This window comes from Mycobacterium sp. TH-M82 (assembly GCF_057473605.1).
The window spans coordinates 1-5013 of sequence record NZ_JBYCKY010000567.1 but is presented as its reverse complement, the minus strand read 5'-3'; the positions used below and the strand labels follow the sequence as shown (position 1 = coordinate 5013).

The window sequence follows — 5013 nt, the reverse complement described above, 5'->3', positions numbered from 1 at the left end:
TTCTCATCGCAGAGCACGCGCGGGTCGACCAGGAGGGCGTCGACCTCGTCGAGGCGGCGCAAGGCCTCCGGCCGCAACGGCAGCACCCCGTACCGGTCGGCCAGACCCTGCCCGAGCGTCGCCGCGAACGCCTCGCGCGTGGTCCACATGGCTTTAGGGGCGACGACCACCGCGGCGGTCGATGTCGCGGCGACGCTACGGGTGACGGCGCCGACCAGGCCGGCACCGATCAGCTGGGCCAACGCGACCCGTTTCAGGTAGCGCTCGGCCGGTCCGGCCGGCCTGGCCGGCACCGGCCCCGACTGCTGGTGCACCTCCGGTTGCTCGGCATGCCGGGCCAACGCGGGCTCATGGGCGATCCAGGCTCGCTCTCCGGCACGACACTCGGCGGCCTGCAGCGCCTGCGTCGTCAATTCGACCGCCAGCGTTGCCGGTGACAGCGTCAGGGTGTGCGCCACGGCGGTGGCCAGCGACAGCACGGTGCCGGTTGTCTGGGTACCGATTCGGTCCTCGAGCAGGCGGCGCAGCCAGGGCTGGTACTTCGCGATCGCCACCGCCGCGTCGACCGCGACGGGCGCTGCCGGCAACCGCAGGGTCCGTCCCACGACCGCGATGGCCAGCCCGCCGGCGTGGACACCGACCATCGCCGCCCTGGCTGCCAGCAGCAGCCCGTCACCCGGCAGGCTGTCGCCGCCGCGCAAGCCGTTCGAGCTCTGCGAGGTGTCTGGACCGTCGGCCTGGCAGGGCTGGCAGGGGCGCTTTTCAGCGTCGCCGACCACCGAGCACAACGTGCCCAGTGACGTCTTCTCGCCGTCGAACTCGACCACGACCCGCGACAGCGGGCGATTCAGCTCGGCCGAGGTAACGCCGGGCCGAGCCCGCAGGGCGTCGAGCACGGCGCGTCCGCGTTCTGCGCCGCCCCGGCTGTTCAGATCGCGCACCTCGATCCACGCGCGACCGTCACCGCGCCAATGGCGCCGGGTCAGCGTCGAGAGAAAGACCTCGCCGGACAGCAGCTTGATCCCGGCGCGAACCGGCTCGGTGGCGAACTCGAGGCCGGCCGAAGCCACCGAAGCCACTGCCTCCGCCGCCTGGATTCCTGTCGCGACGGCGCGCGACGGCGACCACCCGAACACGGACAGTTGCATGAAAAGCCTCCAGTGCCGATAAAACACCGGAGGTCTCTCCCGCCGAGAAGCGGCCCACAGCGCCGGTCGTCCGATAGCGGTCGACGTGATGACGACGCTGCAGCGAAGGGATACTCCCCTCCGCCGAGCAGTATGCCACCACCGAGTGCCCGCGTCGACGAGCGTGAACGGGTTGCGACATTTCGCAGGTTTTTTCGCAGCAGCTTCACTTTCGGCGCAAAGGATGTCGCTTCACTGCTCACCGGCGCCGACTGGCTGAGTATCTTCGAACTGTGGCGACGCCGGAGGTTCCCGCGCACACCGGTGCCAGCGCCGCAGCCGGGCCCGTCGCACGCGGCAGCGTCGTCCGGGTCGTCGCGGCCACCGCGGTCACCGCGCTCTGCGGGTACGCGGTGCTCTACCTGGCGGCCCGCGACCTGGACCCCGCCGGGTTCGCGGTGTTCGCGGTTTTTTGGGGAGCGTTCGGCCTGGTCGCGGGGGCCGCAAACGGTCTGCTGCAAGAAACCACCCGGGAAGTACGATCCGCGCTATCCGCGCGCTGTGCCGGGGCGGGCACCGCCGCAGTGCCCGGCCACCACACCCGGCCGCTGCGGGTGGCCGCGACGGTCGGCGCCGTCGCGGCCACGCTGGTCGTCGGCAGCTCGCCGTTGTGGAGCGGGCCGGTCTTCGTCGATGCGCGCATGCTTTCGGTGGCGCTGCTGGCCGTCGGGTTGGCCGGCTTCTGCCTGCACGCCACCCTGCTGGGCATGCTGGCCGGCGCCAACCGGTGGATGCAGTACGCGACCCTGATGGTGACCGACGCCGTCATCCGGGTTGTCGTCGCGACCGCCGCATTCGCTGTCGGCTGGGGTTTGGCCGGATTCTTGTGGGCCACCGTGGCTGGTGCGGTGGCATGGCTGGTGATGCTGATCGTCTCCCCGGCGACCCGGGCCGCGGCCCGGCTGGTGGCACCGGTGCGCACGGCAACCTTCCTGCGCGGGGCCGCGCCCTCGGTCACCGCGGCCGGCGCCAGCGCGATCTTGGTGATGGGTTTTCCGGTGCTGCTGCAGACGACCTCCGGCGAGCTTGGCGCAGCGGGCGGCGTGGTCATCCTGGCGGTCACCTTGACCCGGGCGCCGCTGCTGGTTCCGCTGACCGCGCTGCAGGGGAACCTGATCGCACACTTCGTCGACCAGCGCTCCCAGCGGGTTCGCGCGCTGGCCGCGCCGGCCGCGGCCGTCGTCGCGGTGGGTGCGGTCGGCGCGTTGGCTGCAGCCCTGGTAGGCCCATGGCTGCTGCGTGCGGCGTTCGGGCCGGCGTATTGCGCCGGCGGCGCCGTGCTGGCCGCATTGACCGCGGCAGCCACGGCGATCGCAGTGTTGACTCTGACCGGCGCGGCCGCGGTGGCGGCGGCACTGCACCGCGCCTACGCGCTGGGCTGGGTGGGCGCTACGGTGGCGTCGACGTTGCTCTTGCTGCTGCCGACGGACCTGGGCACCCGAACGTCCATCGCCTTGTTCTGTGGTCCGCTGGTCGGCATCGCGGTGCATCTGTTCGCGCTGCGCACGGCCGCCTCAACCGACCGGGCTTGGCTGCCACCGACACTGTGACGTGCACGACGTGTATTTTTGCCGTATCGAGACCCGCTACCCCGACGTTTGGATCATCGTCCCCGCCTTCGACGAAGCGGCCGTTATCGGCGACGTCATCACCGGCGTCCGATCGGTTTTCGACCATGTGGTCTGCGTGGACGACGGCAGCACCGACGACACCGCCGTGATCGCCCGTCGGGCCGGTGCCTACGTGGTGCGCCATCCGGTGAACCTCGGCCAGGGTGCGGCGATCCAGACCGGCGTCGAGTTCGCCCGCGGCCAGCCCGGTGCGCGGATGTTCGCCACCTTCGACGCCGACGGTCAGCACCGGGTGGCCGACGTCGTGCGGATGGTCGAGCGGCTCTCTGCCGGCGATCTCGACATCGTCATCGGCACCCGGTTCGCGCCGTTCGCTGAGCCCGGCGTGACAGCGCGGACACCGCTGTTGAAACGGCTGGTGCTGCGCACGGTGGTCCGGGTGAGCCCACGGACTCGGCGGCTGGGGCTGTCGGACGCGCACAACGGCTTGCGGGTGTTCAACCGCAAGGTTGCCGAGGGCCTCGACATCACCATGAACGGCATGAGCCACGCGAGCGAGTTCCTCGCGCTGATCGACGAAAACCATTGGCGGGTAGGCGAAGTTCCGGTCGAGGTGCTCTACACCGACTACTCGAAGTCCAAAGGCCAGCCGCTGCTCAACGGCATCAATATCGTCTTCGACGGGTTGCTACGCAAAAGGATGTCCCGATGAACTGGATCAAGGTGCTGCTGATCGCGGCGGTGATGACGCTGCTGATCTACCTGTTGTTGTCCCGGCGCTCCGCCCAGTCAAGGGCCTGGGTCAAGGTCGGCTACCTGGTGTTCGTGGTGGGCGGGATCTACGCCGTGCTGCGCCCGGACGACACCACCGTGGTGGCGAACTGGGTCGGCGTCCGTCGCGGGACGGATCTGATGCTTTACGTGCTGATCATCGCGTTCGCGTTCACCACGCTCAGCACCTACATGCGGTTCCGCGATGTGGAACTGCGATATGCCCGGCTCGCGCGCGCGGTGGCGCTGGCGAGTGTTCAGCAGCCCGAGCGCCCATAGCGCCACGTCAGGTCTGTCTCTGCGCGAAGTACTCCACCGTGCGGCGCAGCCCCTCAGCGAGTGCCACCTGCGGTCGCCAGCCCAAGACCCGTCGGGCGAGACTGCTATCCAAACAGGACCGGTTCAAGTCACCCAGCCGGGGCGAAGCGAACTGTGGGTCATCGGGTGCTCCGACGGCGGCCGCCACCGCCGAATGCAGTTGCCGGTCCGAGGTTTCCACCCCGGTGCCGATGTTGAACCGCTGTCCTTCGCCGCCGGGTCCGGACGCGCGGACAAACGCATCCACCACATCGTCGACGAACACGTAGTCACGGGTGTGCGACCCGTCCCCGAACACCCGGGTCGGTTCACCCGACAGCAGCGCCCGGGCGAAGATCGCCACCACCCCGGCCTCGCCGTGCGGGTCCTGGCGGGGGCCGTAGACGTTGGCCGGCGCGATGTGAGAGCACTGCAGGCCGTAGAGGTGCCGGAACGTGTTGAGGTAGATCTCACCGGCCACCTTGCCCGCGGCGTACGGTGACGCGGGGTCGGTCGGCGCCGTCTCGCCGGTCGGGTAGCCCGGCGGGGTGCCGTAGATGGAACCGCCCGACGAAGTGTTCACGATCTTTCGGACTCCTGTGCTGCGCGCCGCTTCGGCGAGCCGGAGCGTGCCGACGACGTTGACCGACGCGTCGAACTGCGGGTCGGCCACCGAGCGGCGCACGTCGATCTGCGCGGCCAGGTGGAACACCACCTCCGGCCGGTGGACTTCAAGCAGCGATTGCAGGTCCGTGGTGGCGATGTCGGCCTCGACGAAGACGAAGTCGGGGTCGTCGGCCAAGTGCTCGAGGTTGGTGGCCCGCCCGGTCGCGAAGTTGTCCAGGCCGACCACCGGGTGACCCTCCGCCCGGAGCCGGTCGACCAGCGTCGACCCGATAAAACCGGCCGCCCCGGTGACCAGTGCTCGCACCGGCCCACCATACCGACAGGTAAGAAAGACGCATGCCCGTCGCGACGATCCGTGCCTCCCGGGTTGCCCGGATACAAGCAGCCGCCGTCGCGCTGATCCTGGTGCAACTGGCTCTTCGGGCGGTGCTGGCGTTCGGCGGCTACTTCTACTGGGACGACCTGATCCTCATCGGCCGGGCCGGCACCCACGGCCTGCTGTCGCCGTCGTATCTGTTCGACGACCACGACGGCCATCTCATGCCGGGGGCGTTTCTGGT

General features: G+C 69.8%; 5 protein-coding genes and 1 pseudogene. 4 read left to right on the top strand and 2 right to left on the bottom strand.

The window, feature by feature from the left end; all coding sequences use genetic code 11:
* On the bottom strand, positions 1 to 1148 hold a 1148-nt coding region (locus AC2VON_RS17090; RefSeq protein WP_486954013.1), incomplete at its 3' end, for a heavy-metal-associated domain-containing protein.
* A 272-nt stretch (positions 1149 to 1420) separates the two neighbouring features.
* Between AC2VON_RS17090 and AC2VON_RS17085 the strand changes: the two genes are divergently transcribed.
* Genes AC2VON_RS17085 through AC2VON_RS17075 form a run of 3 tightly spaced genes read left to right on the top strand, consistent with a single transcriptional unit; the run spans position 1421 to position 3808 of the window.
* Positions 1421 to 2737, top strand: coding sequence for a hypothetical protein (locus AC2VON_RS17085; RefSeq protein WP_486954012.1), 1317 nt, complete (start codon positions 1421 to 1423; stop codon positions 2735 to 2737).
* A gap of 10 nt (positions 2738 to 2747) precedes the next feature.
* Positions 2748 to 3470 (top strand): glycosyltransferase family 2 protein, encoded by a 723-nt coding sequence (locus tag AC2VON_RS17080; RefSeq protein ID WP_486954011.1) that lies wholly within the window; start codon positions 2748 to 2750, stop codon positions 3468 to 3470.
* Complete coding sequence (locus AC2VON_RS17075) at positions 3467 to 3808, top strand: DUF2304 domain-containing protein (RefSeq protein ID WP_486954010.1); 342 nt, start codon at positions 3467 to 3469, stop codon at positions 3806 to 3808. The genes AC2VON_RS17080 and AC2VON_RS17075 overlap by 4 nt, the downstream gene beginning before the upstream one ends.
* Before the next feature lie 7 nt (positions 3809 to 3815).
* Here AC2VON_RS17075 and AC2VON_RS17070 read toward each other — a convergent pair whose 3' ends face one another.
* Complete coding sequence (locus tag AC2VON_RS17070; RefSeq protein WP_486954009.1) at positions 3816 to 4757, bottom strand: NAD-dependent epimerase/dehydratase family protein; 942 nt, start codon at positions 4755 to 4757, stop codon at positions 3816 to 3818.
* Here AC2VON_RS17070 and AC2VON_RS17065 point away from each other — a divergent pair.
* A pseudogene (locus AC2VON_RS17065) lies at positions 4723 to 5013 on the top strand (hypothetical protein); the annotation flags it as partial. The gene AC2VON_RS17070 and the pseudogene AC2VON_RS17065 overlap by 35 nt on opposite strands.